Annotated in this window: 21 protein-coding genes; 10 read left to right on the forward strand and 11 right to left on the reverse strand. The window is 71.5% G+C overall.

The genetic code is table 11. The features are described 5' to 3' along the window. The first annotated feature begins 135 nt into the window (after nucleotides 1–135). The 3 genes from L7N97_RS03335 to L7N97_RS03345 all read left to right on the forward strand — a co-directional run bounded on the left by L7N97_RS03335 (nucleotide 136) and on the right by L7N97_RS03345 (nucleotide 2,395). A complete protein-coding gene (locus tag L7N97_RS03335) occupies nucleotides 136–960 on the forward strand; it encodes a UDP-2,3-diacylglucosamine diphosphatase (RefSeq protein WP_237476951.1) in 825 nt (274 codons plus the stop codon). Nucleotides 961–1,049: 89 nt separating this feature from the next. Next, complete coding sequence (locus L7N97_RS03340; RefSeq protein WP_237476952.1) at nucleotides 1,050–2,063, forward strand: glycosyltransferase family 4 protein; 1,014 nt, start codon at nucleotides 1,050–1,052, stop codon at nucleotides 2,061–2,063. Beyond that, complete coding sequence (locus L7N97_RS03345) at nucleotides 2,060–2,395, forward strand: DMT family transporter (protein WP_237476953.1); 336 nt, start codon at nucleotides 2,060–2,062, stop codon at nucleotides 2,393–2,395. The genes L7N97_RS03340 and L7N97_RS03345 overlap by 4 nt, the downstream gene beginning before the upstream one ends. A gap of 177 nt (nucleotides 2,396–2,572) precedes the next feature. Here the strand turns inward: L7N97_RS03345 and L7N97_RS03350 are convergent, their stop codons facing one another. The 3 genes from L7N97_RS03350 to L7N97_RS03360 form a co-directional block, all read right to left on the reverse strand. After that, nucleotides 2,573–5,722, reverse strand: a complete 3,150-nt coding sequence (locus L7N97_RS03350) for an efflux RND transporter permease subunit (protein WP_237476954.1) — start codon at nucleotides 5,720–5,722, stop codon at nucleotides 2,573–2,575. A gap of 11 nt (nucleotides 5,723–5,733) precedes the next feature. Beyond that, nucleotides 5,734–6,774: an efflux RND transporter periplasmic adaptor subunit gene (locus L7N97_RS03355; protein WP_237476955.1), complete on the reverse strand. Its 1,041-nt coding sequence runs from the start codon at nucleotides 6,772–6,774 to the stop codon at nucleotides 5,734–5,736. Between the two features lie 209 nt (nucleotides 6,775–6,983). Further along, entirely contained in the window at nucleotides 6,984–8,066 is a 1,083-nt protein-coding gene (locus tag L7N97_RS03360) for an efflux RND transporter periplasmic adaptor subunit (RefSeq protein ID WP_237476956.1), read from the reverse strand. Nucleotides 8,067–8,147: 81 nt separating this feature from the next. On the opposite strand from L7N97_RS03360, the gene L7N97_RS03365 reads away from it, so the two are divergent. The 4 genes from L7N97_RS03365 (at nucleotide 8,148) to L7N97_RS30480 (ending at nucleotide 10,133) form a co-directional block, all read left to right on the forward strand. After that, on the forward strand, nucleotides 8,148–8,705 hold the full coding sequence (locus tag L7N97_RS03365) for a TetR/AcrR family transcriptional regulator (protein ID WP_237476957.1): 558 nt from the start codon (nucleotides 8,148–8,150) through the stop codon (nucleotides 8,703–8,705). An 89-nt stretch (nucleotides 8,706–8,794) separates the two neighbouring features. Next, nucleotides 8,795–9,319, forward strand: coding sequence for a hypothetical protein (locus L7N97_RS03370; protein WP_237476958.1), 525 nt, complete (start codon nucleotides 8,795–8,797; stop codon nucleotides 9,317–9,319). A gap of 191 nt (nucleotides 9,320–9,510) precedes the next feature. Next, nucleotides 9,511–9,786, forward strand: coding sequence for a ribbon-helix-helix domain-containing protein (locus L7N97_RS03375; RefSeq protein WP_237476959.1), 276 nt, complete (start codon nucleotides 9,511–9,513; stop codon nucleotides 9,784–9,786). After that, complete coding sequence (locus tag L7N97_RS30480; protein ID WP_428981044.1) at nucleotides 9,783–10,133, forward strand: type II toxin-antitoxin system RelE/ParE family toxin; 351 nt, start codon at nucleotides 9,783–9,785, stop codon at nucleotides 10,131–10,133. The genes L7N97_RS03375 and L7N97_RS30480 overlap by 4 nt, the downstream gene beginning before the upstream one ends. Before the next feature lie 76 nt (nucleotides 10,134–10,209). Here the strand turns inward: L7N97_RS30480 and lon are convergent, their stop codons facing one another. From lon to L7N97_RS03410, 7 genes are all read right to left on the reverse strand, one after another. Beyond that, complete coding sequence (lon, locus tag L7N97_RS03380; RefSeq protein ID WP_237476960.1) at nucleotides 10,210–12,672, reverse strand: endopeptidase La; 2,463 nt, start codon at nucleotides 12,670–12,672, stop codon at nucleotides 10,210–10,212. A gap of 5 nt (nucleotides 12,673–12,677) precedes the next feature. Then, nucleotides 12,678–13,094: an Hsp20/alpha crystallin family protein gene (locus L7N97_RS03385; RefSeq protein WP_237476961.1), complete on the reverse strand. Its 417-nt coding sequence runs from the start codon at nucleotides 13,092–13,094 to the stop codon at nucleotides 12,678–12,680. 85 nt (nucleotides 13,095–13,179) lie between these two features. Continuing rightward, nucleotides 13,180–14,103 (reverse strand): Tim44 domain-containing protein, encoded by a 924-nt coding sequence (locus L7N97_RS03390; protein ID WP_237476962.1) that lies wholly within the window; start codon nucleotides 14,101–14,103, stop codon nucleotides 13,180–13,182. Between the two features lie 168 nt (nucleotides 14,104–14,271). Beyond that, the gene (locus tag L7N97_RS03395) at nucleotides 14,272–15,138 is read right to left on the reverse strand and encodes an SDR family oxidoreductase (protein WP_237476963.1); all 867 of its coding nucleotides are present in this window, start codon (nucleotides 15,136–15,138) and stop codon (nucleotides 14,272–14,274) included. Then, the gene (gene queG / locus L7N97_RS03400) at nucleotides 15,135–16,253 is read right to left on the reverse strand and encodes a tRNA epoxyqueuosine(34) reductase QueG (RefSeq protein WP_237476964.1); all 1,119 of its coding nucleotides are present in this window, start codon (nucleotides 16,251–16,253) and stop codon (nucleotides 15,135–15,137) included. The genes L7N97_RS03395 and queG overlap by 4 nt, the downstream gene beginning before the upstream one ends. 189 nt (nucleotides 16,254–16,442) lie before the next feature. Beyond that, on the reverse strand, nucleotides 16,443–17,135 hold the full coding sequence (locus L7N97_RS03405; RefSeq protein WP_237476965.1) for a glutathione S-transferase family protein: 693 nt from the start codon (nucleotides 17,133–17,135) through the stop codon (nucleotides 16,443–16,445). A 180-nt stretch (nucleotides 17,136–17,315) separates the two neighbouring features. Continuing rightward, nucleotides 17,316–18,881, reverse strand: coding sequence for a collagen-like triple helix repeat-containing protein (locus tag L7N97_RS03410; protein WP_237476966.1), 1,566 nt, complete (start codon nucleotides 18,879–18,881; stop codon nucleotides 17,316–17,318). Between the two features lie 357 nt (nucleotides 18,882–19,238). On the opposite strand from L7N97_RS03410, the gene L7N97_RS03415 reads away from it, so the two are divergent. Next, the gene (locus tag L7N97_RS03415) at nucleotides 19,239–19,793 is read left to right on the forward strand and encodes a phage tail protein (RefSeq protein ID WP_237476967.1); all 555 of its coding nucleotides are present in this window, start codon (nucleotides 19,239–19,241) and stop codon (nucleotides 19,791–19,793) included. 19 nt (nucleotides 19,794–19,812) lie between these two features. Here L7N97_RS03415 and L7N97_RS03420 read toward each other — a convergent pair whose 3' ends face one another. Beyond that, a complete protein-coding gene (locus L7N97_RS03420; protein WP_237476968.1) occupies nucleotides 19,813–20,115 on the reverse strand; it encodes a DUF6916 family protein in 303 nt (100 codons plus the stop codon). A gap of 55 nt (nucleotides 20,116–20,170) precedes the next feature. Between L7N97_RS03420 and L7N97_RS03425 the strand changes: the two genes are divergently transcribed. Both L7N97_RS03425 and L7N97_RS03430 read left to right on the forward strand, forming a co-directional pair. Next, nucleotides 20,171–20,692, forward strand: coding sequence for a GNAT family N-acetyltransferase (locus L7N97_RS03425; protein WP_237476969.1), 522 nt, complete (start codon nucleotides 20,171–20,173; stop codon nucleotides 20,690–20,692). Nucleotides 20,693–20,869: 177 nt separating this feature from the next. Then, nucleotides 20,870–24,568, forward strand: coding sequence for a glycosyltransferase (locus tag L7N97_RS03430; protein ID WP_237482023.1), 3,699 nt, complete (start codon nucleotides 20,870–20,872; stop codon nucleotides 24,566–24,568). Nucleotides 24,569–24,708: the final 140 nt, after the last annotated feature.

Genomic DNA, 24,708 nt, shown 5'->3' on the forward strand with positions numbered 1-24,708 from the left:
CGCCACGCCGCCGGGACTAGACACGGGTCGACGCGGGCAGTCCCTCGAAATCGCCCCCGCGTCCCGAGCTGTCATCCGTCGCGCGGCCGGCCCCGTCGAGCCGTCCGCGTCGTCGAAGGAGCGCCGAGTATCGCGATGACGCAGAAGACCGCCCATTACCGGACCCTGTTCATCTCCGATCTGCACCTCGGCACCCGCGGCTGCCAGCACGCCCTGATCCTCGACTTCCTCAAGCACAACGACGCCGACACCATCTACCTCGTCGGCGACATCATCGACGGCTGGAAGCTCAAATCCGGCTGGTACTGGCCGCAGGGCCACAACGACGTCGCGCAGAAGCTGCTGCGCAAGGCCCGCAAGGGCGCCCGCATGGTCTACATCCCCGGCAACCACGACGAGTTCGCCCGCGAATACGTCGGCATGACCTTCGGCGGGGTGGAGGTGATGCGCGACGCCGTGCACACCACGGCGGACGGGCGCCGCTTCCTGGTCACCCACGGCGACGACTTCGACATCGTGGTACGCTACGCGGTGTGGCTCGCCTACCTGGGCGACTGGGCCTACCGGACCGCGCTGGTGACCAACACCTGGTTCAACGCCGTGCGCCGCCGCCTGGGCTTCCCCTACTGGTCCTTCTCGGCCTGGGCCAAGTTCAAGGTCAAGAACATCGTCAACCTGATCGGCGACTTCGAGGACGCGCTGGCCCAGGAGGCGGCTCGCCACGGCGCCGACGGCGTGATCTGCGGCCACATCCACCACGCCGCCCTGCGCGACATCGCCGGCGTCACCTACGTCAACACCGGCGACTTCGTGGAGTCCTGCTCCTTCGTGGCCGAGCACCACGACGGCCGCCTCGAAGTGCTGCACTGGCTCGCCGTCAAGGCGCCGAATGCCGTCGGCGCGACCGACCGGGACCTCGACATCGACCTCGGCGAGGAGGCCGCCAAGGCCGCGGCGTGACGGGCTCCCGTGAGGATGGGCCCCCGGGTCCCGGGACGCCGGCGGGCCGACCTGTCCCGGATGGGGAGCCCATCCCCGTGGGAAGCCCGATGAGGGTCCTGATCGCGACGGACGCCTGGCATCCCCAGGTCAACGGCGTGGTCAGGTCCATCGAGGCGCTGCGGCGCGAGGCGCCGGCGCTCGGCGCCGAGATCCTGCCGCTCACGCCCGAGGGCTGGCGGACGGTCGGCCTGCCGACCTACCCCGACATCCGCCTCGCGCTCGTCACGGCCGCGCGGCTCGGGCCGCGGATCGAGGCCTCGGCGGCGGACCACGTCCACGTCGCCACCGAGGGGCCCGTGGGGCTCGCCGCGCGGCGCCACTGCCTCAGGGTGGGCCGCCCCTTCACCACGAGCTACCACACGCAGTTCCCGGACTACCTCGCGGCGCGCCTGCCCGTGCCGCGCGCGCTGTCCTACGCCTGGCTGCGGCGCTTCCACAACGCGGGGCGGGGCACGATGGTGGCCACGGCGAGCCTCGCCGACGACCTCGCGGCCCGGGGCTTCTCGCGCCTGATGCGCTGGTCGCGCGGGGTCGACCACGCCCTGTTCCGGCCGCGCGAGCGCGTGGGCCTGGACCTGCCGCGGCCGATCTTCCTGTCGGTCGGCCGCGTCGCGGTGGAGAAGAACGTCGAGGCCTTCCTGCGGCTCGACCTGCCCGGCACCAAGGTGGTGGTCGGCGACGGGCCGGCGCGGGCCGACCTCGAAGCGCGCTATCCCGCGGCGCGTTTCCTCGGCACGCGCACCGGGGAGTCCCTGGCGGAGATCTACGCCAGCGCCGACGTGTTCGTGTTCCCGAGCCGCACCGACACGTTCGGCAACGTCATGCTGGAAGCGCTGGCCAGCGGGACCCCGGTGGCGGCCTACCCGGTGCCGGGCCCGCGCGACGTGCTGGCCGACGGCGACGCCGGGGTGATGCGCGACGACCTCGGCGAGGCCTGCCGCGCCGCGCTCGCGGTGCCGCGCGAGCGGGCGCGCGCCTTCTCGCTCCGCTACACGTGGTCGGCCAGCGCGCGGCAGTTCCTCGCCAACGTGGCCTCGGCCCGCGCCGGAGCCCGCGCATGACCTCGAACGCCCTCGCCTGGACCGTGCTCGCCGTGGCGGGGCTGCTGGAGGTCGCCTGGTCCTACGCGATGAAGCGGTCGGACGGCTTCACCCGGCTCTGGCCCAGCGTGGCGACGCTGCTCGCGGCGGGCCTGAGCTTCGCGCTGCTGTCCTACGCCCTGCGCGCGCTGCCGCTCGGCACCGCCTACGCGGCCTGGACCGGCATCGGCGCGCTCGGCGCCTTCGCGCTCGGCGTGGCGGTGCTGGGCGAGCCGGCCTCGGCGCTGCGGGTTGGCAGCGTGTTGCTGATCCTTCTCGGGATCGTGGGGCTGAAGCTGTCGTCGGGAGAGTGAGGGCCAGCGCGCTCCACGAGCACGGCAATCCCATTCCGCCCGTCATCGCGAGCGGAGCGAAGCGATCCAGCCCGCGCCGTCCGGAGATGGCCCTCCCGGCGGGGGACCTCCCCCCCGGGACACGTCGTAGAGGACCGGATCGCGTCGCTCCCCTCGCGATGACGGCGGGGAGGAGCCTCACGCCGCCGACGCGACGCTTCCGTCCTGCCCGCCCTCGCCTCGCCCGCTCCCGGCGGCCGGCGCCGCCCGCCCGCGCGGGGGCGCCTTGATGCGGTAGAAGCCGACGTAGAGGGCGGGCAGGAACAGCAGCGTCAGCGCCGTCGCGACCAGGATGCCGCCGATCATCGCGACCGCCATCGGCCCCCAGAAGACCTGGCCGGCGATGGGGATGAGCCCCAGGCTCGCCGCCGCGGCGGTGAGCAGGATCGGCCGCATGCGGTGTTCGGTGGCCTCCACCACGGCGTGCCAGCGGTCGGTGCCGGCCGCCTCGTATTCGTCGATCTGCGTGACCAGGATCACCGAGTTGCGGATGATGATGCCGATCAGGGCGAGGATGCCCAGGATCGCCACGAAGCCCATCGGCTTGCCCGTCCCGAGCAAGGCCACCACGACGCCGATCAGCCCGAGCGGCGCCACGCTCGCCACCAGGAACAGCTTGCCGAAGCTTTGGAGCTGCGCCATCAGCAGCGTCGCCATGGCGAGCAGCATCAGGGGCGCCACGGCCGCGATGGGGCCCTGCCCCTTGGCGCTCTCCTCCACCGCGCCCCCGGTGGCGAGGCCGTATTCGGCCGGCAGCTTCGCCGCGAAGGCGGCGATCGCCGGCGCCAGTTCCGCCGCCACGGTGGCGGGCTGGACGTTGTCGGCGATGTTGGCCTTGACCGTGATGGTGGGCTCGCGGTCGCGGCGCCACACGATGGGCTGCTCCAGCCCGTCTCGGATCGTGGCGAAGGACAGCAGCGGCACGACCGATCCGTTGCCGAGCGGCACCTGCAGGTCCTGCAGCGTGTTCACCGCGTCGCGCTCGTCGCGCTGCGCGCGGCCGACGATCGGCACGAGGTAGATGCTGTCGCGCACGTCCGTGATGGTCGTGCCCCCCACGATGGAGTTGAGCAGCGCCGCCACGTCCTGCGAGGTGACGCCGAGCTGGCGCGCCTTGTCCTGGAGGATGTCGACCCGCACCACCTTGCCGGGCTCGTTCCAGTCGAAGGTCGGCTGGCCGACGTGGCCGTTGGCCGCCACGATGTTGGCGAGGTCCAGCGCGCGGTCCCGCACCGTCTGCAGGTCGGGCCCGGACAGGCGGTACTGGATCGGGCGGCCCACCGGCGGCCCGAGGTCGAGCGGGTGGACGAAGACGTCGATGCCGACGAAGTTCTCCTCCGCGAAGCGCCGCAGCCGCGCCTGCACGCGCTCGCGGGCCGCGAGGTCGACCGGCTCCAGCACGATCTGGCCGAAGAAGCTGTTGGCGAGCTGCTGGTCGAGCGGCAGGTAGAAGCGCACGGCGCCCTGCCCGACGTAGGAGCTCCAAGAACGGATGTCGGGGTCGCCGGCGAGCGCGGCCTCGAAGCGGTCCATCTGCTTCCGAGTTTCCGCGATCGAGCTGTTCTGCGGCAGCGTCATGTCGACCAGGAGGTCGGGCCGGTCGGCCGAGGGGAAGAACTGCTGCTGCACGAAGCCCATGCCGACGATCGAGGCCGCCAGCAGCGCGCCGCACACGCCCACCGTGAGCCAGCGACCCCGCATGGCGACCGACAGCGTGGCCGAGAACAGCCGCGCCACGATCCCCTTGCGCTCCGCGTGGTGCTTCATCGTCTTCGGCAGCAGGGTCACGCCGATCAGCGGCGCGAACAGCACCGCCACGATCCAGGACACGATCAGCGAGGCCGCGATCACCACGAAGAGCGAGTAGGTGTACTCGCCCGCCGAGGAGCCGTTGAAGCCGATGGGGATGAAGCCCGCCACCGTCACCAGCGTGCCGGTGAGCATGGGGAAGGCGGTCGACGAATAGGCGAAGGTGGCGGCGCGGCGCAGGCTTTCGCCGCGCTCGAGGCGCGCCACCATGGTCTCGACCGTGATCATGGCGTCGTCGACCAGGAGGCCGAGCGCGATGATGAGGGCGCCGAGCGAGATGCGCTGCAGCGACACGCCCATCTGCCCCATCACCACGAACACGATGGCGAGCACCAGCGGGATCGAGCAGGCCACCACGAGCCCGGCGCGGAAGCCGAGGCTGACGAAGCTGACGAGGAGCACGATGCCGACGGCCTCGACCAGCGCCTCCGTGAAGCCGCCGACCGCTTCCTCGACGACCTTGGGCTGGTCCGACACGAGGTGGACGCCGACGCCGACCGGCAGCTCCGCCTCGACCTGCCGCATGCGCGCCTTCAGGGCCTCGCCGAACCGGAGCAGGTTGCCGGAGGGCTGCATCGCGATGGCGAGGCCGATCGCGGGCTTGCCGTCGAAGCGGAACATCGGCTGCGGCGGGTCCACCGTGCCGCGCGAGATGTCGGCGATGTCGCTCAATCGGAAGAAGCGGTCGTTGATGCGCAGGTCGATCGAGCGCAGGCTGTCCTCGGAGGCGAACTGGCCGCCGACCCGCAGGCTGACCGTCTCCGGGCCGGCCTGGACGGTGCCGGAGGGCGAGATGGCGTTCTGCGCCTGCAGGGTCTTGATGACCGACTGCGCGTCGACGCCGAGGCCCGCCATCTTGCGCACCGAGAAGTCGAGGCGGATCTCCTCGTCCTGCGTGCCGAGGAGCTGCATCTTGCCGATGCTGGGCACCTTCAGGATGTCGGTGCGGACGCGCTCGACGTAGTCGCGCAGCTGGCGGAAGCTCAGCCCGTCGGCCGTGAAGGCATAGACGTTGCCGAAGACGTCGCCGAACTCGTCGTTGAAGAAGGGCCCCTGCACGCCGGAGGGGAAGTCGCCCTTGATGTCGCCGATGTGCTTGCGGACCTGGTAGAACACCTGGCCGATGGACTTCTTGTCGATCGTGTCCTTGAGCTGCACGAAGACGGTGGTCTTGCCCGGCGTCGTGTAGCTCTTGGTGTAGTCGAGCGCGTCGATCTGCTGAAGCTCCTTCTCGATGCGGTCGGTGACCTGGTCCATCGTCTCGCTGACGGTCGCGCCGGGCCAGTTGGCCGCCACGATCATGGTCTTGATGGCGAAGGGCGGGTCCTCCTCGCGGCCGAGGCCGCGATAGGCCATGACGCCGGCGAGCAGCGACACCAGCATCAGGAACCACACGAAGGAGCGGTGTTCGAGGGCCCATTCGGACAGGTTGAAGCCGGGCTTCTCCGGCAGGTCCTCGGCGGGGATCTCGGGCGTCATGGCGGTCTTCCTCAGAGCGGCCGGCCGAGCCGCACGGCCTGGCCCTCGGCGAGGCTGTGCACGCCGGCCGTCACCACGCGGTCGCCCGAGGCGAGGCCCGCCCCCACCGTGACGGCCTCCGCCGCGCGGGCCGTGACCGTGACGTCGCGGGACAGGACGCGCCCGTCCGCGACCAGCCACACCGCGTCGCGGCCGTCTTGGCTGCGGATCGCGGTCGCGGGGAGCGCGATGCGGGGCGGGATCGGGCGGCGCAGCGCCACCGCCACGGTGGTGCCGAGCCGGAAGGCGGATGGCGGGCTCTCCAGCGTCAGGCGCACGCGGCGGGTGCGGGTGGCGCTGTCCGACTGCGGGGCGATCTCGCGCACGATGCCGCGCGCCGTGACGGCGGGGGCGGACTGCAGCGCCACCGCGAAGGCTTCGCCGGGGCTGACCGCGGCGATGAGCCCGTCCGGGATGTCGACCACGGCCTCGATCACGTCCGGCCGCGCCACGGTGACGACGGCCTGCCCGGCGCTCACCACCTGCGACACCTCGGCGGTCCAGGCCGTGACGACGCCGGCCGTGTCGGCGCGCAGCTCCGTGTAGCCGAACTGGTCCTGCGCGCGCTGCAGGTTCGCGCGGGCCTGGACGAGCCGCGCCGCGGCCGTGTCGGCGGCCGCCGTGGTGGTCTCGAGCTGGGCCTTGGTGACCGAGCCTCCGTCGAACAGCGTCTTCTGGCGCGCGGCCGTGGCGGCGGCGTTCGCGTTCTGGGCTTCCGCGTCGGCGACGTCGGCCTTGGCCTGGTTCAGCGCGAAGGACGGCACCTTGGCGTCGAGCGCCGCGAGGCGCTGGCCGGCCTTGACGAGGTCGCCCACCTCGGCGTCGCGCGCCACCACGCGCCCTGCGATCTGGAAGCCGAGCCTGGCGGAGTAGCGCGGCTCGACCGTGCCGGCGAAGGGCCCGAAGGTTTCGGAGGTGACGGGCGCGACGACCGTGGTGAGCACGGGCCGGACCGGGACGGGCGGCTCGGCCTCCTGCTCGCAGCCCGCGAGGGCGAGTGCGGTGAGCAGCATGGCGACCGCGTTCCGTGTCCCCCTTCTCCCCTCGCGGGAGAAGGTGTCGACGCGAAGCGGCGACGGATGAGGGGGGCTGGCGCCGCGCCCGACGATGACCGCCGCGGCGGAGGGCGCAGCGCCATGCCCCCTCATCCGACCTCGCTTCGCGAGGCCACCTTCTCCCGCGAGGGGAGAAGGACCCGCATCCTGAGAAGACAGGGCCTGCGTCACGGCACCCCTCCCTCGACCGCCTCGACCCTCTGCCCCGGCCGCAGGAACTGGATGCCCGCCGTGACCACGCGCTGCCCGGCCTCGACGCCGGACGAGAGCACCATCGCGTCGTCGAGGTAGCGCGTCACCGTCACGGGCCGCAGCGCCACCGTCCCGTCCGGGCCCATCACCCACACGGCCGGGCCGTCGCCCTGGCGGAACAGCGCGCTCCACGGCAGCACGATGCCGCGCTGCGCCCGGAAGTGGCCCGTGCCCAGCACGGTGGCGCCGAGCGACATGCGGGGCGGCGTCGCGCCGAGGTCGATCTTGACCCGCACGGTGCCGGAGGTCGGGTTCACGGTCGGGGCGATCTCGCGCACGGTGCCGGCCGCCGTGACGGAGGGGTCGGACTGCAGCGCCACGGCGATGCCGCCGTTCGGCGGGCTCACCAGCAGCGCCTCGTAGACCTCGAACACGGCGTCGCGCGGCCCGTCCTGCGCCAGGGTGAAGACGCGCGTGCCCGCGCTCACCACCTGCCCGACCTCGGCGTCGCGGGCCGTGACGATGCCGGCCACGCCGGCGCGCAGCTCCGTGAAGCCGAGCTGCTCCTCGGCGGTGCCGAGCGCCGCCCGGGCGGAATCGACCGCGGCCTGCGTCGTGCGCAGGCTCTGCTCGGCGTTGTCGAAGGCGCTGCGCGTCGTGTAGCCCGAGGCCATGAGGCTCTTCTGCCGGGCGAAGCCGAGCTGCGCCTGGGTGAGCAGGGCCTGGGCGGAGGCCAGCGCCGCGCGGGCGTTCTGGAGGTTCGCTGTCTGCTCGGCGGGGTCGAGCGTCGCCAGCACTTGGTCGGCGGTCACGTGCTGGCCCACCTCCACGGTGCGGGTCGCGATCTTGCCCGCGGCGCGGAACGACAGGTCGGAGGTGTAGCGGGCCTGCACGTCGCCGGTCAGCGTGATCGCGGGCGCGAGGTCGCTCGCCACGGCGGTCGCGACCTTGACGCGCAGCAGCGGCTTCGGCGACGGCTCCCCGTCGGCGGCGGCCGGCGCGACGCCGAGCAGGGCGGCGAAGCACAGCGGGAGGAGACGGGGCAGGATGCCGGGCATGGAAGCCGCACTCGGGGTTGACGACGGCTGCCCTAGCACGCAGTTTACCGACCGTCCAGTCGGTTTGTTCGAGGGTGTCGCGTGGCGGTGAGGCGGAGGTCGGCGCAGACGCCGGAGGTGATCCTGGAGGCCGCCGAGGCGCTGATCCGGCGGGAGGGCGCGGCGCGGCTGACCATCGACGCCGTGGCGGCCGAGGCGGGGCTCTCCAAGGGCGGGGTGATGCACCATTTCGCCAGCCGCGACGCGCTGATCGCCGCCATGGTGCGCCACCAGTTCGGCCGGATGGACGCCGAGATGCGCGCCATCGAGGCGGGCCTGCCGCCCTCGCGCGTGGCGCCGCTCGTGGCGATGATCCGCCACGCCCGCGCGCATTACGGCCGCGAGGACGGGTTCCCGAAGGCGCTGCTGGTAGCCTCGGCCGAGAACCCCAAGGCGCTGGACGATTTCCGGGGCAAGATCACCGGCACGCTCGGCGAGATCGACGGCCCGGGCGCGCCCGGCGCGCCCTCGGTGCTGTTCTTCGCCGCGCTCGGCCTGCTGCTGACGAAGAGCCTCGGCTTCTTCGCATACGGGGAGGCGGAGGTGGGCGCCCTGCTCGACGCGATGGAGGCGATGGCGGGGCGGACCGACGAGGGGTGATCCGCCATCGCGCCTCCATCGCGCCGCCGCTTTCGGTCCACGCGCGCGGGCTAGACGGGCGCGGTCACGCCGCCCATCGCCCGGATCCCATGCGCCAAGCCCTCCTCCTCGCCGCCTGCCTCGCCACCCTGCCCGGCGCGGCCTCCGCCCAGGCGCCCGACCGGCCCGACATCGTGCGCGGCCTGTGCAGCAAGGACGGCTGCGACGAGTTCCAGATCGTCGGCAAGACGCCGATCGCGACGGGCGCGGACGGACAGCTGTTCCGCACGCAGGTCCGCACCTTTCACGCGAGTTCCGGCGGCCGGGCCGCGGGGGGCGATGAGGCGGGCTACGTCTTCTGCTCGGCGACGCGGCCGGCGATCCTCAGCGCGCCCGCCGGTCGCCCGCCCGTCGCGGTCTATCTCGCGCCGGACGACCGCTCGCCCGACTGGGTGCTGCGCGGCTCGGCCAACTTCACCGCCCTATATTTCGCGCTCTGCCACGGCGTCGACGCGGGCCGCGCCGCCCTGCGCGACCGCGCCGGCGAGGCTCGCGCGCTCGGCTACCACGTCGCGCTGGAGACGCCGCGGACGGTGACGCTGGGCCGGGTGGAGGACGTGCTGAAGCCGCAGTGAGGCGCCCTCCAGACGTCACATCCAGATCGCGTGCGTCGGCGTGTCCTCGGTCAGTTCGGTGCATCGTCATGATCGACGCGCCTCATCGGGGATGAAACCTCCTCACGTCGTCACAGAAGGCGAGGTGGGAACGAGGCTGTTGCACAGGGCAGCCGTTATGGCAGGCTCACCTCGATCGACGGAGCGGACCGATGACCGATGCAGAGCGCCTGACTGTTTCACTCTCCGGCGAGATTGCAACCACGATCCGTGAGGCCGTCGAGGCTGGAGACTACGCATCGGCGGACGACATCGTCCGCTCAGCGCTGCAGGACTGGACCCTGCGGCGCTCGCACCGGCCCCGGGCCGGCGCGACGCTCGAAGCTGACATCGCCATCGGCATGGCCGACGTGGCTGCGGGCCGTGTCACGGATTTCGACACGGCCCGCATCGTCGAGCGAGGGAGGGCGTTGTCGGCCCGCCGCTGAGCCTTCGGCTCACCGCTGCGGCCGAAGCGGATCTCGCCGAAATCTGGAATCACGTCGCTGGCGTGGCTTCCGAAGCGGTCGCCACGGGATTGATCCAGCGGATCGAGAGCGCGTGCCTCCCGCTCCGAAGCTTTCCAAAGCTGGGCCCAGGACGTGACAGGCTCGCACCGAACCTGCGCGTGACCTTCGAGGGCCGGTACGCCATCTACTACACGCACGACGAGCACGACATCATCGTCGTCAGAGTCTTGCACGGCGCGCGAGACGTCGAGAACATCGCACGCGATGGAGGCTTCGCTCAGGTCCGATCAGACCGTCCCGCCGGGCCGACGGGGGACGAAGAGTAGCCCCTGAATGATCGCTGCCCTCCGTTCGAGGCGCCGAGCGACCATCGTCTCCCGGACGACGATGATCTGCGACGCCTCACGCCGCCCGGTCGGCCACCGCCGCGCCCGGCTCCAGCCCCGCCGCCACCGCGTCCTCGACCCGCTCCAGCCACACGAACTCCAGCGCGGCGCGGACGTCCTCGGGGATGTCGTCGTAGTCGCGCCGGTTGCGGGCGGGCAGCATCACGCGCGTGATGCCGGCCGCGGCCGCGGCCAGCACCTTCTCCTTGATGCCGCCGACCGGCATCACAAGCCCGCGCAGCGACACTTCCCCGGTCATGGCCGTGTCGGGCCGCACGGGGCGCCCGCTCAGCAGCGACACCAGGGCCAGCGTCATGGCGACGCCGGCCGACGGGCCGTCCTTGGGGGTCGCGCCCGCCGGCACGTGGACGTGGATGTCGGCGCCGTCGAGCGCCTTGGGGTCGATGCCGAGCGAGGCCGCGCGACCCTTGACGAGGGACAGCGCGATCTGCGCCGATTCCTTCATCACGTCGCCGAGCTGGCCCGTCAGCATCAGGCCGCCGCGCCCCTGCGAGCGCGCGGCCTCGATGAACAGGATCTCGCCCCCCACCGGCGTCCAGGCGAGGCCCGTGGCGACGCCGGGCAGCCCCGCGCGCATCCCCGTCTCGCCCTCGAAGCGCGCCGGCCCGAGGATCGCGGGCAGGTCGGCCGGCGTCACCACCACCCGCTCGGCCTCGCCGCTGGCGATCCTCACCGCCGCGTGGCGCATCACCGAGCCCACCTCGCGCTCGAGGTTGCGCACGCCGGATTCGCGCGTGTAGTCCGCCACGACCGCGCGCAAAGCGTCGTCGCCGAGCTCGACTTGGCCGGATTTCAGCCCGTTGGCCTCCGCCTGCCGCGGCACGAGGTAGCGGCGCGCGATCTCCTCCTTCTCGGCCCGCGTGTAGCCGGCGAGCGTGATGATCTCCATGCGGTCGCGCAGGGGCCCCGGGATCGTGTCCAGCATGTTGGCGGTGGCGATGAAGACCACGCGCGACAGGTCGAAGGGCGTGCCGATGTAATTGTCACGGAAGGTGCCGTTCTGCTCGGGGTCGAGCACCTCCAGCATGGCGGCCGAAGGGTCGCCCTGCACGCCGCGGCCCATCTTGTCGATCTCGTCGAGCATCATCACGCAGTTGCGGGCGCCGGCCTTGCGCAGGCCCTGCACGATGTTGCCCGGCAGCGCGCCGATATAGGTCGAGCGGTGGCCGCGGATCTCGGCCTCGTCGTGGACGCCACCGAGGCTGACGCGCACGAAGGGCCGGCCCATGGCGCGGGCGATCGACTGGCCGAGCGAGGTCTTGCCGACGCCGGGGGGCCCGGCGAAGCACAGGATCGGGGCCTTGCCGTTCGGGGCGAGCTTGCGCACCGCGAGGTATTCGACGATGCGGTCCTTGATCTTCTTCAGGCCGAAGTGGTCGGCGTCGAGCACGCGCCGGGCGTCCGCGATGTCGATCGGCTTCTCGTCCGGCAGCGCCCAGGGCAGCTCCACCATCCAGTCGAGGTGGTTGCGGATCATGCCCGACTCCGGCGAGGCGTCGGACGAGCGCTCGTAGCGGCGCAGCTCCTTGCGGGCCGCCTCGTCGGCCTCGGGCGGCATTCCCGCCTTGGCGATGGCGGCCGACAGGTCCGCCACCTCCTGGGCGCGGCCGGCGTCGCCTTCCCCGAGCTGGCGCTGGATGGCGGCCATCTGCTCGCGCAGCACGGCCTCCTTCTGGCGCTCGTCGAAGGTGGCCTTGGTCTGCCGGCCGATCTCGGCGGTCAGGCGCAGCACTTCGAGCCGGTGCGCCAGCAGCGCCACCACCTTGTCGATGCGCGCCACGGGGTCGATCGTCTCGATCAGCTCCTGCTTCTGCTCGACCGGGAAGTCGAGGTAGGCCGCGACGAGGTCGGTGAGCTGCGACGGGCTCGGCGCGTTCTGCACGGCGCCGACGAGGTCCGAGGGCGCCTGCGGCAGCAGCGCCAAGGCTTCGAGCGCCATGCGCTTCAGGTTGGCGAAGCGCGCCTCGATCTCGGGCGAGTGCTGCTCGGGCTCGACGACGAGGCGGACGCGCGCCCGGAAGAACGGCTGCTCGTGCAGAAACTCCTCGACCTGGAAGCGCGACTCGCCCTGCACGACGACGTGGTGCTGGCCGTCCGGCGTCGAGATGTAGCGCAGCACGTTGGCGACGGTGCCGAACGGGTGGAAGTCGCCCGCCGTCGGCTCGGCCTTCGCGGCGTCCCGCTGCATCAGGATGCCGATCTGCTTCTCCTCGCGCACGGCCTGCTGGGCCGCCGCGATGGAGCCGGGGCGGCCGAGCGCGATGGGGAACACGGTGCCGGGGAACAGCACGGCGTCGCGCACGGGCAGGATGATCAGCGTTTCCGGCGCGGCCGCGGCGGCGGCGCGGGTCTCGCCGCCGGGCGCCTCGGCGGGCGCCGCCACCTCGAAGACGGCCGGGCGACGCGCGTCGGCGGAGCGCTCGTCCGCGGCGGGGATGGTGCGGTCTGTGTCGGTCATGGCTCTCACGCCTTGTGCAGGCTGACCAGCAGGCAGCCGTCGCGCGTGTCGCGGCGCACGCCGTCGTAGCGGCCCGGCGGGATGGGGATGCGGCGCTCGAAGCGGCCCATGGGCAGCTCCAGCCGGTGGATCACGGCGGTCTGCAGCTCCGGCGGCAGGGTGCGGCGGCCGGAGACGACCACGCTGTCGCCCTCCAACGCGGCCTCGACGGCGTCGGCGGCGACGCCGGGCAGCGACACGAGGATCAGCACCGCGGCCTCGGTCTCGATCACGTCGACGGCGGGGGTCCAGGCGGCCGGGCGCGCGGCGCGGCGGCTCGGCGGGGCGCCGTCCGGCCGCTCGGCGCGCTGCCCGTGCTCCGCACGGGCCAGCATGGCCACCGCCTCGGCCCACATCCAGTCGTGGGGGTCCTGTCTCGGCATCGGTCTTCGCGTCCCCTCGGTCGACGGGGCAATGCGTCGACGCCATGGCGGGTTTCGGCGCGCCGGCGCGCCCGCTCGGTCCCGCTCAGCGGGACTGCTGGATCGCCGACAGCAGCCACGGGCCGCCGCGGTCGCGCCGGAACGTCCACAGTTCCGTGCTCTCGGTCGGGCGGGACGGGTCGCCGCCGACCACGCGGCCGGAGGCGCGCTCCACCGTCACGTCGCGCAGCGCGAAGCGCATCGCCACGGTGGCGTAGTCGGTCGGGCCCTCGCGCCAAGCCTCGGCGAGGTCGCCCTGCAGCAGGCGCGGGTCGCGCACGTCGTTGTGGACGCCGCGGGCCGCGTTGGCGCGCAGGTCCGTGTCGAAGATGCGGAACACCTCGGGCGTGGTGAGGCGGCCGAGCGCCGGCGCGTCCTCGCGGCCGTAGGCGGTCTGGATGTCGACCAGGGCGCTCTCGAAGGCGTCGAAGTCGGCCGGCGTCACCGCGAGCGGCGCCGCATTGTGGCGCTGCCCGCCGCCGGCGCCGAGGCCGGACCCGAAGCCCATGCCCGGCGCGCCGCCGCCGCCGAGCCCGCTGCGCAGGGAAGGGCCGCCGGCCAGGCCGGGCATGGACCGGCCGCGAAACAGCCGGAAGGCGAAGAAGGCCAGCGCGCCAATCAAGAGCAGCGGCAGCAGGCCGAAGCCCTGGCCGCCGCCGAGCAGGCCGAACAGCCCGGCGCCGAGCAGGCCCGCGGCCAACCCCGAGCCGAAGCCGAAGCCGCGCGAAGGCGCGGGGGCGGCACCGCCGCCGAAGGCGCCCTGCGGCGTTTCCGAGCGCTGGATCGGCGCGGCCCCGCCGGGCGCCGTGCGGGTGAAGCCCGGCTGCGAGAAGGTGCGGGCGCCGCGCGACCCGAAGGAGGAGCCGGAGCCCGCCTTGGCGTCGACCGCGGTGGAGCCCAGCGGCGCCAGCGCGGCCAGCGACAGGGCGAGCGCGACGGCGTGGAAGGATCGGCGGAGCGGGGGGGACATGTCTCACCTGCGGGGGCGGGGCGGATCCCCGTCGCGCTCCGATATGGTGATGCGCGGCGCGGCGCCGCAAGGCCGCCCCGATCGGGCGCACATTACACGTTGGAAAGCTGTGTCGGGCGCGGCTCGACCTGGCCGGCCTGCTCGTGCGGCCGGCGCCGGGCGTGGCCCCTACCCCTCCCCGGCCATCAGCGCCGACAGCCCGTCGCGGTAGGTCGGGTAGCCGAGCCGCACCCCGAGCGCCTCCTTCATGCCGGCGTTGGAGACGCGGCGGTTGGCGCCGTAGAAGCTGCGCGCCATTGGCGACAGCTCGGCCTCGGCGAAGGGCACGAGCCGGGGCGCCACCACCCCGAGCAGCTTCGCCGCATAAGCCACCACGTCGGGCGCGGGCGCGGGCTCGTCGTCGGCGATGTTCCAGGCGCCGCCCACCCCGTCGTGGAGCAGCGCCGCCGAGATCGCCCGGCCGATGTCGTCGACGTGGATGCGGTTGAACACCTGGCCCGGCTTGTCGATGCGGCGCGCGTCGCCGTCGCGGATGTCCTGGATGGCGTTGCGGCCCGGCCCGTAGATGCCGGCGAGGCGCAGCACCGTCACCTGCTTGTTCGCGCGCGAGCCCAGCGCCAGCCAGCGCTCCTCGATCGCGAGGCGGACGCGGCCGCGGTCGGTGTCCGGCGCGGGGCGCACGTCCTCGTCGATCCAGGCGCCGCCGTGGTCGCCGTAGACCCCGATGGTCGACAGGTAGGCGATGCGCTTCAGCCGCGGCGCTTCCGCGATCGCCATGCCGAACCGCACCAGCACCGGGTCACCCTCCGGCCCCGGCTGCACCGACACCAGCAGGGCGTCCGCCTCGCCGAGCGCCGCCTCGATGCCGGGGTCGGCCTCGGGCGGGTCGAAGCGCCGCGCGGGGATGCGGTCGGCCGCGAGCGCCGCCACCTTGTCGGCCGAGCGAACCGTGCCCCCCACGCGGTCGAAGTGCCCGGCGTGGTGGCGCAGATAGTGGCCGGCCGTGTAGCCGATGCCGAAGACGAAGAGATTCACGGGTGCTCCCATTCGGCCAGGACGCCGGCGTCCCTTTCGGTGGCGCGGCTTCCGGGTGACGCGAGGGCGAGCCCTTCGGTTCCGACGAGGCGCCGCCCGGCCCAGACCGCCATGGCGCGCACGAGCGGCGACGGGTGGGCGAGCAGCGCCGCGGCGCGCGGCGCCAGGGCGGCGTCGCCCGAATTGCCGATCGCGATCAGCACGTTGCGCAGGAAGCGGTCGACCCCGATGCGCTTGATCGGGCTGCCCGAGAAGAGCGCGCGGAAGCCCGCATCGTCGAGCCGCGACAGCGCGTCGAGCGAGGGCGCGGCGAGGTCGTCCCGCGCGCGCAGCTTGGCGTCGCGCCCCGCGACAGCGAACTTGTTCCACGGGCAGGCCGCGAGGCAGTCGTCGCAGCCGTAGATGCGGTTGCCCATCAGCGGGCGGAGCGCGCGGTCGATCGTGCCCTTGTGCTCGATGGTCAGGTAGGAGATGCAGCGCCGCGCGTCGAGCTGGCGGGGCGCCGGGAAGGCGCCCGTCGGGCAGGCGTCGAGGCAGGCCCGGCACGAGCCGCAGGCGTCCGTTCCCGGCAGGTCCGGCTCCAGCGGGAGCGTCGTGAAAACCGAGCCCAGGAACAGCCAGGAGCCGAAGTCGCGCGACACGAGGTTGGTGTGCTTGCCGGCCCAGCCGAGTCCGGCGGCCTCGGCCAGCGGCTTCTCCATCACGGGCGCGGTGTCGACGAAGACCTTGACGTCGGCGCCGCCGCCCTGCCGGGCCACGAAGCCGGCGAGGTCCTTCAGCTTGCCCTTGACGACGTCGTGGTAGTCGCGGTGGCGCGCGTAGACCGACACGGCGCCGGCGCCGCGCCGCGCCAGCACCGCGCGGGGGTCGACCTCGGGGCCGTAGTTCAGCCCCAGCATGATGACGGAGCGCACGTCGGCCCACAGCGCGGCGGGGCTGCCGCGCCGCTCGGCCGTGTCGGCCATCCAGCCCATGGTGCCGTGGCGGCCGGCGGCGAGCCAGGCGCGCAGCCGCCCGGCGGCCTCGGGCGCGGCGTCCGGCGCGGCGACGCGGCAGCCGTCGAAGCCGAGCGCCAGCGCGCGGGCGGCGATGCGGGATTTCAGGTCGGGGACCACGTCAGGCGGACCGCGCCATGTCGCGCCCCTCCCTCATCCTGAGCAGGGCGCGGAGCGCCCTTGTCGAAGGACGCAGGCGGATCGGGCGCAGCGGCGGGCCGCTCCTGCGTCCTCCGATACGGAGCCTCTGGCTCCTGCTCGGGATGAGGGAGGGATGGGCACGCGGACGATGCCGGGTCGCTTCGACCCTCAGAAATCCAGGTCGGCGTAGACCGGGCTCGGCACGATGCCGGGCACGCGGTCGGCCAGGAGGGCGCGGAAGGACGGGCGGGACTTCACCCGCGCGTACCAGGTCTTCGCGGTCTCGTCCTCGGCCCATGGCACGTCGCCCAGGAAATCGATCGCCGACAGGTGGGCGGCCGCGGCGAGGTCGGCGTAGGTGAGGCGGTCGCCGGCCAGCCAGTTGCGGCTCCGGATCAGGAAGCCGATGTAGCGCATGTGGTAGCGGATGTTGGCCCGCGCCACCCGCACGGCGTCCATGTCCGGCGCGCCGCCGCCCTGGTCGGCGGTCATGAAGCGCTTGTACACCTTCTCGGTGATGAGGTGGCTCGACACCTCGGCGAAGAATTTCCCGTTCCACCAGTCGAGCAGGCGGCGGGTCTCGACGCGGCCGGCCGCCGTGTCGGGCATCAGGCGCCGGTCGCCGAGCTGGGGCCCGCGCGTCTCGTCGAGGTATTCCGCGATGGGGCCCGCGCCCGGCACGGGGCCGGTGGGCGCCTCCACCAGGACCGGCGTGGTGCCGGCCGGGTTCATCACGAGGAAGTCCCGGCGCCGGTCGAAGACGCGCTCCTCGATCAGGTCGGGCTCTGTCCCCATTTCGCCGAGGATCAGGCGGATGAAGCGCGAATGCGGGCAGAGAGGGTGGTGGTAGAGGTCCGTCATCTCGCCCGTGCTGGCAGTGTGGCCCGCGCCCAGGCCCCCGACGGATCGCGGGATCGGGGGCGTCCCCCGCTATAGGCCCGGCCGCGGGGTGCGACAACCGGTTTCGGCCGGCCGCGCCTTTCGGGAAGGCGCGGTCGGCCGAGGGGAGAGGGCGGCGGCCGGAGCCGCCGCGCCGCAGGGTCAGCTGTGGAACTCGATGTCCGCCTGGTTCTGCACGAGCTGCTGCTTGGTGATGCCCTTGAGCAGCAGCGTGTCGTGCGTGCCGGGCCCGCCCCCGGGGCTCGACGCCGTCGGGTCCGTGAGCAGGAGGCCCGCCGCCGTGTCCCGGCTGTTGTTGAGCACCGCGGCGATCGAGTTGCCGTAGTCCGACCCCTTGAAGCTCAGCACGTCGTGGTCCGGCCCGTCCACCCGGAACAGGTCCACCACGTCCCTGCCGTAGCCGGGGTTGAACACGAAGGTCGTGTCCGGCGCCCCGTTGTTGTGGAACGTGTCGAAGAAGCTCGACGTCACGGTCTGCCCGCCCTGGTAGATCGACACGCCGTGCGAGCCGTCGTTCTTGTCGCGCGTCTCGACCAGCAGCTGGTTGTCGCTGTTCCGCGTGTCGGTCAGGGCCGAGTAGGACTTGTTATCGAAGTAGCTCCCGCCCGAGAACCGGAAGGTGGTCGTGCCGTCCGCGTTCTGCACGGTGGCCACGAAGGCGATGCCCGCCGCCGCGGCGCGGCCCGTGGCTCCGACCGGGCCCTGCGGACCGGTGGGACCCTGAGGCCCGGTGGCGCCGATGGTGCCCTGCCCGCCGGTCGCGCCGGTGGGACCGACGCTGCCCGGCGCCCCATCGCCGCCGTTGGCTCCTGTGCCGCCGGTGGGACCGACGCTACCCGGCGCGCCATTGCCGCCGTTGGCTCCCGTGCCGCCGGTGGCGCCGACGAAGCCGGTTCCGCCCGTGCCGCCGGCACCACCCGTGCCGCCCACGCCGCCCGTGCCGCCGGTCCCGCCAGTGCCGCCGACGCCGCCCGTGCCGCCGACGCCGCCCGTGCCGCCAGTGCCGCCGACGCCGCCCGTGCCGCCGACGCCGCCCGTGCCACCGGTTCCGCCCGTGCCGCCAGCATCACCCGTGCCGCCCGTACCGCCGACGCCGCCCGTGCCGCCGGTTCCGCCTACACCACCGGTTCCGCCCGTGCCGCCGGTTCCGCCCGTGCCGCCAGCGCGTCCGGTGCCGCCGGTTCCGCCAGCCTCGCCCGTGCCGCCGGTTCCGCCGGTGCCGCCGACCCCGCCCGCGACAACCGTGATGTCGTTGAACTGCAGCTTGAAATACTCGCCCGTCGCGCCGGACGCGCCGGCGACGCCCGTCGGGACGGGACCGGAAGGGGTCGCACCGATCGACTGAGCGCCGGTCTGGGTCGTGATTGAGTCCGTGTTGGGGTAATTGCCCTGGAAGTTGGCGAGCGAGATGGTCGACGCGTTGTTGGCCACCACGACGTAGGCGGTGATCGACGTCCCATTCGCGGCCGAGTAGACGCCGGCCGGCACCTCCGTGGTGAAGGTGAAGCTGACAGTCTCGTTGGTCGAGTTGGACGAATCGCCGCCGATCAGAAGCACGCTCGACGTCTGGCCCAGATAGTTTCCGAAGCTCGTCGAGGAGGACGAGTCGTAGAACTGGATGACGTTCGTGTTGGCAAGTTTACTGGTGGTGATATAACCGGCCTGATACTGCCCGGTGATCGTGATCACACCCTGACTCGACGCCATCTCACGCTCCCCTGCGGCGCTGCCGCCGTGACCACTTCCAGCTCAGAATCTAGCAGGCCACGCCCGCATGTGGCGAGAAGATTCTGTTAAATTCGTTGAATGCTATCCAAGGTGTGTTACGACGGCAACATCGCGGTTGAAAAATGATCGACCCGCGCCGCCGAAACCGTCGCCGTCGAGGGTTGGCCTGAACCGGATGCGCGCTCACCCGTTCCTCGCCCGGCGTCGGCTGTTGGCTCCCGCTCGACATCGCCGAAAAACACCGTTGAATTGCTTTCTCGCTCTTGCAAAGCCGATCTATCAATGCAAAGTTGATATATGGGTAGTATGCGCTCCCTGTTTCAGCGCCCCAAAGGAATGGTGATCGACATGGAAGTCTTCATTGGAACTATTCAGCCTTTCGCCTTCGGCTTCGCGCCGTCTGGGTGGGCGCAATGCCAGGGTCAGATCCTCAACGTCTCACAGAACCAGGCCCTCTTCGCCCTGCTCAACTTCGCCTATGGCGGAAACGGCTCGTCCACCTTCGGCCTGCCCGACCTGCGCGGCCGCACCATGATGGGCCAAGGCCAGCAGCCGGGCGGCAGCAGCTACGTCATGGGCCAGACCGGGGGCGCCGAGACGGCGACGTTGCAGACCACGAACCTGCCGCCCCACACTCACGCGCTGAACGGCAGCTCCGCGCAGGCCAGCCAAGCGGCCCCGGGCGGGAGCGTCCTGGCAACCGCCAACGGCGCGGACGGCCAGGGTCAGCCGGTTTCGGTTCAGGTCTATGGTCCGGCCGGAAGCACGACGCCGCTCGATCCGTCATCGATCGGCCAGACCGGAAGTGGCACCAAGTTCGGGATCCTGCCTCCGTTCCAGGTCATCAACACCTGCATCGCGCTCCAGGGCCTCTTCCCCACCCGCTCGTGAACACGAAGGCGCGCAGACGTCAGGTGAACACGGCGTGATAGGTGCGGCGAGGGCCGGGCATGGTCTGGGTCGGGTTCAGGTCGATCTCGATCACCCGCCCATCCCTCGCGCGCATGCGGTAGGTTCCGGCGACGAGCAGGGCCGAGAAGGGCGTCGAGAAGAACAAGGTGAACGGCTCCCGCAGATTGAGGGGGTTGTGCGGGTAGCGCTCGATCTGGTCGAGCCGGACGTCCACCGCCTTGGGTGTCGCGTCGACCTGGAAGGCGCTGCCGAGATAGGGCGCGAAATCCTCGATCGTGAGGAGGTTGTCGAACGTGGGCATGCCGTACAAAGGATCGCTCCCTGGTGACCTTCAGGTGCACAGAAGCCCGAACTCGGTGCGGAATGCAACAGGTCCGAAAGGGGGTCGGCCGGGGGCCGACCCGGCCACGACGGCGACGCTGAGGCCCGCGGCCCCGGCCGACGCCGGTTTCCTGCGCGACCTCTTCGCGGCCGACGCGGGCGAGCTTCTCCGCAGCACGGGCCTGACCGGGGAGGCCATCGCCTCCCTTCTCTCCCTGCAACTCCGGTCGCGCGACGCCGCCTACCGCGAGCGTTATCCCGAGGCGCGCTTCAGCGTGATCGAGCGGGAGGGCGTGCCGGTCGGGCGGCTGGTCGAGGCGGACGGGGACGGATTCACCCTCGTGGTCGACATCGCGGTCGCCCCTGCGTGGCGCCGCAGCGGCATCGCGGCCGCGGTGCTACGGGACGCCATGGCGCGCTGGTCTGGGGCCGGCCGCGGCGGGTGGGCCAACGTCTTCGTGAACAACGTCCCGTCCCTGGCGCTCTTCGCCGGGCTGGGCTTCACGGGGAAGGCCGAAGACGGAGCCGCACAGGTGACCATGACCTGGACGCCGTGAGCGGCATCCCGGCGGATGCGGACCGCAGACCCCGCAAGGGCGGAAGCAGAGAGTGAGGCTGCTGCACTCGACGCCGCACGGCGCCTCACGCCATGATACGCCCGGCGTCGGCCCCGAATCGTCTCGGCCGACGCGAAGGATCGACGGAGGAAACCCTTGCCGACGATCGGACTGAGCATGATCGTGAAGGACGAGGCGCACGTGATCGCGCGCTGCCTCGACAGCCTGCGGCCCCTCATCGACGGCGCCGTGATCGTCGACACGGGATCGACCGACGGCACGCAGGCGATCGTGCGCGACTACTTCGCACGCCACAGCATCGACGGCGACGTGATCGAGCAGCCCTGGCGCGACTTCGCCCACAACAGAAGCGCGGCCCTGGACGCGTTGCGGCGGCGCGCCGGGCTGGACTACGCGCTCGTGATGGACGCCGACGACAGCCTCGCCTTCGAACCCGGCTTCGACGCGGCGCGGTTCAAGGCCGGCCTCGACGCCGACATGTACGACGTCGCGATCCACCACGGCGGGACCGTGTACCGCCGGCCGCAGCTGTTCCGCAACGCCGACGGCTACCGCTACAGGTCCGTGCTCCACGAATACCTCGAAGGGCCGCCCGGCGACCTCCGCCGCGTCCCCGCCGCGGGCTTCCACATCGTCTACGGCGCGGACGGCGGGCGCTCGCGCGACCCCGACAAGTACCGCAAGGACGCCGCCGTGCTGGAGCGCGCGCTGGAACCGGAGACGGACCCGTTCCTGCGCGCCCGCTACACCTTCTACCTCGCGCAGAGCTACCGCGACTCCGGGCAGCGGCGCCCCGCGATCGCGGCCTATCTGCGGCGCGCCGAGCTCGGCCACTGGGAGCAGGAGGTGTTCGAGAGCCTCCTCAACGCCGGCAAGATGATGGCCGAGGAGGGCGAGACGACCGACGCCGTGCTCGGGGTGCTCGACCGCGCCTCGGCGGCGGTGCCCGGACGCGCCGAGGCGGACCAGTCGGCCGCCCGCATCTGCCGGGAGCGCGGCGAGCACGGGCGCGGCCTCGCCGCCGCCACGCGGGGCGTGGCCCTGCCGCAGCCGGAGTCCGGCCTGTTCCTCCAGCCCTGGGTCTACGACGTCGGGCTGCTCGACGAATACGCCGTGAACGCGTCCTGGGTCGGCCGCGACATGGACGCGCTCGTGGCCTGGTCGATCATCCTCGGGCGCCCGGAACTCGACCCGGGCACGCGGACCCGAGTGCTCGGCAACCGCGACTTCGTCCACGACCGCCTCAAGGCGCAGAACTCGCTGTGGACCGGGACGCTCGGCGAGGACCGCGCCCCGCGGATCGCCGTGGTGACGCCCTATCACGGGGAAACGCCGGAGACGCTGCGGCGCTGCGTCGACTCCGTGAAGCGGCAGACCGTCAGGACCGACCACATCCTCGTCGCCGACGGCAAGCCACAGGACTGGCTCGACGGCGAGGTCGCGCGCCATCTGCGCAACGACCGGGCGAGCCGCGACGCCGGCGACACGCCGCGGGCGCTCGGCGCGCTGCTGGCGGCCTCGGCCGGCTACGCGGCCATCTGCTTCCTCGACGCCGACTGCTGGTACGAGCCGGACCACGTCGAGCTCTGCCTGCGGTCGGCGCTCGGCGCGGGGCTCGACGCCTGCGGGATCGTCACGACGTCCCGAACGATCCGGCGGACCGACCTTTCGGCGATGCCGATGTCGGACGAGGACTCGGAGGAGTTCGCCGACACCAACTGCTACTGCTTCCTGCCAGCGTCCTTTGGGCTTCTCGCGACCTGGGGTCTGTGGCCTCGCAGGATCAGCCCGGTCGGCGATCGGCTGTTCTTCCGGGTGGCCGCGTCGAGCGGTCTCCCGCGGGCCCGCACGCGGCGCGCGACGGTCAACTATGTGACGACATGGGCGGCGCACTATCGCGCTCTCGGCGAGCCGCCGCCCCTGCCCCTGAAGGAAAACCCGGACCACGGCGCGATCCGGACCTGGATCGAGGCGATGCCAGCGGCGGGGATCGAAACGTTGCGGCGTCAGATCGGGGTCGACGTCCGCGGCCTCTACGATCCGACGTTCCGCGCGGTGGCTGGAGGTGAGCCGTGGCCCGCCACATCGGCCGCTGCTCCCTCAACATCGCCGGCCATCGAAGAGGCCGAACGGCTCTTCGCCCAGGGCAAGGTCGCCCAGGCGCAGACGAAGCTCCGGTCGACGGGGTACGACGAGCGCACGAAGGCCCGCTACGCCGCGGCCATGTGCAGGATCGTGCGGGCGCGGCGAGACTTCGGGCCGCCGAGCCTCGTTTGGCGCTGCGACGACCGCTCGCTGTTCGAGATCGACTGGATCCGGGAATTGCTGAAAGACGTCGACTACGTCGATGCTGTCGAGGCGACCGACGACCCGAAGAACGCCCACCTCATCGTCTGCGACAACCGGCTCACGCCGGAAAAGCGGGACTTCTACATCGACCGCGCCGCCCGTGGTTCTCGCATCCACCTCATCCATCTCAGCGACGAGTGGGCCAGCGACGACACGGCCTGCTACGACGTCTGCGCGACCGTTTTCCGGAATCAATGGTCGCCGGCCTATGACGACCTGAAGCACGTCGTGACGTTCCCGCTGGGCTACAAGCGGGGATACAGGGTGCATCCGGCCGACCGTGCCTCGGCGGAGCGGCCATTCCTCTGGAGCTTCGCCGGCCACACCCGCAGCGACGCGCGCCAAGCCATGCTCCGAGCGCTGGAGGGCACGAAGCCGCACCGGACCCACCTGTCGTCAGGCTTCGATGCCGCTGACGGTTTGGCGCAGGACGATTATCGGCGGCTGATGGAGCAGTCCTTGTTCGCGCCCTGCCCGTCGGGCTTCTCGACGCCCGACACGTTCCGGTTCTGCGAGGCGCTGGAGGCGGGGTGCATCCCCATCGTCGAGCGTGGGGCAGAGTGCGACTATTACCGATCGTGGTTGGGGCAACACCCCGCTCTGGTGATCAACGATTGGAGTGAGGCATCGACCTCCATCGAGCGCGTTTTGGCGTTCGGCGATGCTGAACGGGTGAGACAAGTCTGCCTGTCTTGGTGGGATGCGAGCAAAAGATCCTATCAGGAGCTTTTCGCGGCTAGAATCGCTGGGAAGCACAGCTCACGTACTCCGTCGATTCCGAACTCGCCTCGCCCAAGCTCCGGCGTGACCCCCGAGCACATCGCGATGGATGTGGCGGACAAGCGGCACGAGACGCCCTGCTCGCCCAACCCTCCTGCATCCGACACTGTGCCCTTGCCGAAGGAGACTAACATGTCCGTCACCTATAACGGCCTCAGGAGCGCGTCGAGCGCCGAACATCCTCACCTAGGCGGCAACGTCACGGTGGGTGATCCCTACACCTTTTGCCCGAGTGTGTGGGACTACGTGATTACACGGTTCGGCATCGAATCCGCTCTCGATATCGGCAGCGGAACCGGCAATGCGAGTCATTTCTTCTTTAAAAGAGGCCTGAAGACATTGGCCGTCGAGGGACTGGAAATCAATGTCGGCGCATCTCTTTATCCGACCATACGCGTCGATCTCACTAAAACAAAGGCATTCACTCGCGTCGATTTGGTACACTGTCAAGAAGTCGTCGAACACATCGATGAAAAACATATCGACAATTTACTCGGGTCACTTCTGAGTGGCAGAATTATTCTGATGACACACGCCGTGCCGGGTCAGATCGGCCATCACCACGTCAACTGTCAACCAGCCGAATATTGGATCGACCACATGGCAAGGGTTGACTGTGATTTCCTCGAAGGGGACACAGCGCGAATAAGAGAGCTTGCGAGAAAAGATGGAGCTCCTTATATGGCTAATACAGGAATGCTATTTTTCAACAGGACTCGAACGTAAATTATCGGTCACAGTGCTCGGAATGCAGATTTCAGCGAGTCCTACCAGAAATATGTCTCGACAATCAATCACGAGCAGCGGAAGCAAAATGGGCAACCCACGGCGACTGTCTCACGGAGCGCGCTTCGGACTGAGTTACG

The organism is Lichenibacterium dinghuense, assembly GCF_021730615.1.
GTDB lineage: Bacteria > Pseudomonadota > Alphaproteobacteria > Rhizobiales > Beijerinckiaceae > Lichenihabitans > Lichenihabitans dinghuensis.